The organism is Burkholderia sp. WTPI3 (genome assembly GCF_021483755.1).
GTDB lineage: Bacteria > Pseudomonadota > Gammaproteobacteria > Burkholderiales > Burkholderiaceae > Burkholderia.
Genome location: NZ_JAGIXF010000174.1, coordinates 1 through 4,956, shown reverse-complemented (window position 1 = coordinate 4,956; position 4,956 = coordinate 1). Strand labels below are relative to the sequence as shown.

Sequence of the window (4,956 nt, the reverse complement as noted above, 5' to 3'; positions counted from 1 at the left end):
TGCATCGGCCGCATCGGCTGCATCGGGCGCCACCACCGCTGCTGTCGCCGATGCGGCAAGCGGCGCGAAGGCCGAAGCCGCCGCGAAGGAAGCGCCGCCGCTGGATCTCACGATCCGCCATTTCGCGATCGACGGCGGCACGATCAACGTCGACGACCGCGTGCCGGCGACGCCGACCGCGATGTCGCTGACCAGGCTTGCCGCGACGCTCGACGGCTTCACGCTGCAGGGCAAGACGCCCGCGAAGTACACGCTGTCGACGTCGCTGTCGCACGGCGGCGACGTGAAGGCCGAAGGCGCGCTCGACCTGGCGGCGAAGCAGGCCGACACGAAGCTGACGATCGATGCGCTCGCGCTGCCGGCGTTCCAGCCCTACCTCGGCGAGGCGACCCGTGCACGCGTGCTCGACGGCACGCTCGGCGCGAGCGTCAACGCGAAGGCCGACTGGGGCAAGACGCCGCTCGACGCGCAGGTCGCCGACAGCACGGTGAGCCTGAAGTCGCTGAAGCTCGCGACGCCGGACGCGAAGGCGCCCGCGATCGCGCTATCGGATGCGACCGCGACGATCGCGAAGATCGACGTCGCCGCGCGCAGCGCGGAAATCGCGAGCGTGGATGCGACCGGGCTCGGGCTCGACGTGAAGCGCCTGAAGGACGGCAAGATCGATCTCGCGGCGCTGGCCGAACCCGCGCAGGCGTCGGTGCCCAAGCGCACGGTCGCGCGCAAGGCCGAGGCGGCCGCGCCGTCCTGGCATTACCGGATCGACGCGCTGAACGTGAAGGATTCGTCCGCGAACTTCACGGACCTGTCGACGCCGCGCCCGGTGAAGCTCGCGCTCAAGCCGCTCGACCTGTCGGTGCCGATGATCAGCGACGACATGACGAAGCCGCTGCCGGTGCAGTTGAAGGCGACGCTGAACCGCAAGGGTTCGCTGAACGTGTCGGGCGACGTGACCGCGCAGCCGCTGAAGCTCGGCCTGAAGATCAACGGCAACCGCCTCGACGCGGCCGCGTTCGAGCCGTACTTCGGCAGCGCGCTGAACGCGACCATCGCGAGCGCGCTGCTCGACGCGCAGGGCAACCTGACGTTCGCGCAGGTGAAGGACGCGCCGCGCGCGACCTATCGCGGCGACGTCGCGCTGGTCGACGTGCGGATGCTCGACAAGGCGACCTCCGATCCGTTCGCGGGCTGGCGCTCGCTCGCGCTGTCGAGCCTGAAGGTGCGCTACGACGAGAAGGGCACCGACGTCGACGCGGCGCGCGTGACGTTCTCGAACTTCTACGGCCGCGTGCTGCTCGATGCGCAGGGGCGCCTGAACCTGAAGGACGTCGTCGCGCAGCAGTCGGGCCCGGCGCAGTCGCTCACGCGTGATGCGAGCAAGACCGAACCGGTGCCGCTGTCGCCGGGCATGACGCCGCCGGCGGCCACCCAGGCCGCGTCGGCCGTGGCGGCGCAGCAGGCGTCCGCGCCGGCCGCCGCGTCGGCAACGGCGGTCGTGAAGGCCGCGACGCCGCCGCAGAACCCGGTGCGCATGCATTTCGGCCAGCTCGTGCTGCAGAACGGCCGCGTGACCTACACCGACAACTTCATCAAGCCGAACTACACGGCGAACCTCGTTGCGATCAAGGGCACGGTCGGCGCGTTCGGCACGGACTCGACGACGTCCGCGCCGGTCGATGTCGCCGCGAACCTTTCAGGTAACGGGCCGATTTCGATCAAGGGCTCGGTGAACCCGCTGATCGAGAAGCCGGCGCTGGACCTGACGGCGACCGCGCACGACATCGAGCTGACCAACCTGACGCCGTATTCCGCGAAGTACGCCGGCTATCCGATCACGAAGGGCAAGCTCAACGTCGATCTGCATTACCAACTCGCGAACGACCAGTTGTCGGCGAACAACCACATCTTCATCGACCAGCTCACGTTCGGCGATCACATCGACAACGACACGGCGACCAAGCTGCCGGTGAAGCTCGCGATCTCGCTGCTGAAGAACACGCGCGGCCAGATCGATGTGAACCTGCCGGTGTCGGGCTCGCTGTCGAATCCGGAGTTCAGCGTCGGCGGCCTCATCTGGCACGCGGTACTGAACCTGATCGCGAAGGCCGTCACGTCGCCGTTCACGCTGCTCGCGAATGCGTTCGGCAGCGGCGGTGCGGATCTCGGCTACGTCGAGTTCGCACCGGGCTCGTACGAGTTGACCGATGCACAGCAGAAGAAGCTCGACACCGTCGTGAAGATGCTGACCGAGAAGCCGTCGATCCGGCTGGACCTGATCGGCCGCGTCGATCCGGCGAAGGACACGCCGGGGCTGCGCGAAGCGTACGTCGATCGCCTGGTGCGCCAGCAGAAGCTGAAGGACGTGGTCGGCCAGGGCGAGAGCGTCGATCCGATGTCGGTGAAGGTCGATCCGTCCGAGTACACCAAGTACCTGACGCGCGCGTACAAGGCCGCCGACTTCAAGAAGCCGCGCAACCTGATCGGCATGCAGAAGACGCTGCCCGATGCGGACATGAAGAAGGCGCTTGCCGATCACGCGCCGGCCGACGACAACGCGCTGCGCGCGCTCGCGCAGCAGCGCGCGGAGGCCGTGCGTCAGTACCTCGACGGCAAGATCGATGCGAGCCGCATGTTCATCGTGGCGCCGAAGCTCGACGCGAAGGGCATCGACGACAAGGGTGCGACGACGCGCGTCGATTTCGGGCTCCAGTAAGCCGCGCGCGGTACTACCCCGCCATCCACCCTTCGCCGCCGCCGCGTCCGCACATCGAGCGGGCGCGGCGGCGCGTTTCGTTTCAGCGCACGGCAATCGCCGGTTCGCGCTTGTCCAGTTCCTTCCTCGCGGCCAGCGGCAGCCGGGCATCGTCCCACTGCGCGAGCCATTCGACTTCCTTTGCCGTGAACACGGATCCGTGGTTGCGCAACGCGTACTGCAGCGCGTCGACGACGTGATGGCGAATGATTTCCGGGGTGCGTGCATCGTCCAGCACGAACCGTAGCGCTTCCAGGGTCGACATACTCGGCTCCGGGTCAGGGAAAACCCTTTATCGCACGCCAATAGTTCCGCGCCAACCCCGAAAAAAAATCTCGCGGCGGGGCCGCTGCCCGCACGGTGCACCGGCCCGGCCCGGTGCGGGTGTCGGGCGCGCACGTCGCAGCGTGCGCCAGGTCACCTTGCTTCGCGACGGCTTCGCGTCGCTTGCGATTGGTTACGTTTGATAGAAAACAGAAAGCCCCGCTTCATGCGAGCGCCCCACGGCGCGGCGATATTTTGCGCGCCTGATGGCAGGGCACGCAATTCAACGTCAATCGATGAGGTGGGGTGATGATGTCTTTCCTTGGTAAGCAGCGGAAGGTTGCGGCAATGGTGGCGGGCGCGCTGGCGCTCGCAAGCGCGGGCGCCTACGCGGCGCAGCAGGACGGCAACGGTCAGGGCAACGACGCTGGCCGCGGCCGGCGCGTCGTGAAGCACGTGTTGCTGCTCAGCATCGACGGCCTGCACGAGCAGGATCTCGCGCGCTGCATCGGCGCGAACACGTGTCCGAACATCGCGGTGCTCGCGCAAAGCGGCGTCACGTACACGAACGCGTATACGCCCGGTCTGTCCGATTCGTTCCCGGGGCTCGCGGCGCTCGTGACGGGTGGCTCGCCGAAGACGGCCGGCCTGTTCTACGACGTGTCGTACGACCGCAACCTGTACGCGCCGAGCGACACGACGTGTTCGGGCAAGCAGGGCTGGAACGTCGTGTTCGACGAGACGACGGGCATCGATGCCGAGAACGGCGGCGCGCTCGTCCACCTCGACGGCGGCGGTGCGTTCAACCCGCAGGCGATCCCGAACGCGAAGGTCAACGGCAAGTGCGTGCCGGTCTATCCGCACAACTACGTGAAGACCAATACGGTGTTCGAGGCCGTGAAGGCCGGCATCCCGAACGCGTACACCGCGTGGGCCGACAAGCACGCATGGGGCTATGACTGGCTGAACGGGCCGTCGGGCACCGGCGTCGACGATCTCGCGCGCACCGAGATCAACTCGATCGACCCGGCCACGGGCACGAACTACACGGACGTCTATTCGCACACCGCGCGCTTCGACAACCTGCACGTGCAGGCGCTGATCAACCAGATCGACGGTCGCGATTCGACGGGCACGAAGAGCGCGCCGGTGCCGACGCTGTTCGGCGCCGACTTCCAGACGCTCAGCGTCGCGCAGAAGGCGACGGTCGCGACGGGCGGCGGCTATCTCGACGCGAACTTCACGCCGAACGGGCAGGTCGCCAACGCGATCACCTATGTCGACAACTCGATCGGCCGTATCGTCGCGGCGCTGAAGCAGGCCAACCTGTATTCGTCGACGGCCGTGATCGTCACGTCGAAGCATGGCCAGTCGCCGACCGATCACACGAAGCTCGTGAAGAACGGCGACACGCTGACGAAGCTGCTCGAGGCGAACAACTACCTCGACCCGAACGGCAACTTCGGCCAGAACAACACGAAGACGGGCAACCTGAACGACGGCTCCGGCCTCGTCGACACGGGCTTCGTGCAGACCGACGACGTCGGCCTGATCTGGCTGCGCGAGCGCAACCAGCGCACGGCCGTGGTGCAGACGCTGAAGGCGAACCTGAGCTGCAACGCGCCGGGGATCTGCGCGGACGGCTCGCAGGCCTACATCCTGTACGGCGCGGCGCTGGCCGAGCGCTTCGGCGATCCGGCCAACGGCCGCACGCCGGACATCATCGTCCAGCCGAATCCTGGTGTTATCTACACGTCGAGCAAGACGAAGGACGAGGAGCACGGCGGCAACGCGCCGGACGACAGCCACCTCGGCCTGCTCGTGTCGTATCCGGGGCTGCACCGCGCGCGTACCGTAACCGACGTCGTCGGCACGAAGCAGGTCGCGCCGACGATCCTCGGGCTGCTCGGCGCCGAACCGCGTCTGCTGAACGCGGTGGT

The 4,956-nt window shown here is 67.4% G+C and carries 3 protein-coding genes; 2 read left to right on the top strand and 1 reads right to left on the bottom strand.

The features are described from left to right. Positions 1-2,713 (top strand): DUF748 domain-containing protein (locus J7024_RS36190; RefSeq protein ID WP_234745985.1); only part of this gene is annotated, 2,713 nt, incomplete at its 5' end. A gap of 82 nt (positions 2,714-2,795) precedes the next feature. Here J7024_RS36190 and J7024_RS36185 read toward each other — a convergent pair. Next, positions 2,796-3,017: a hypothetical protein gene (locus J7024_RS36185; protein ID WP_124826674.1), complete on the bottom strand. Its 222-nt coding sequence runs from the start codon at positions 3,015-3,017 to the stop codon at positions 2,796-2,798. A 308-nt stretch (positions 3,018-3,325) separates the two neighbouring features. Between J7024_RS36185 and J7024_RS36180 the strand changes: the two genes are divergently transcribed. After that, a partial coding sequence (locus J7024_RS36180) for an alkaline phosphatase family protein (protein ID WP_234745984.1) occupies positions 3,326-4,956 on the top strand: 1,631 nt, incomplete at its 3' end.

What these genes read in the sequence shown, in the direction of transcription:
- J7024_RS36185 (WP_124826674.1), bottom strand. Translation starts at nt 3,017, where the DNA reads ATGTCGACCCTGGAAGCGCTACGGTTCGTGCTGGACGATGCACGCACC.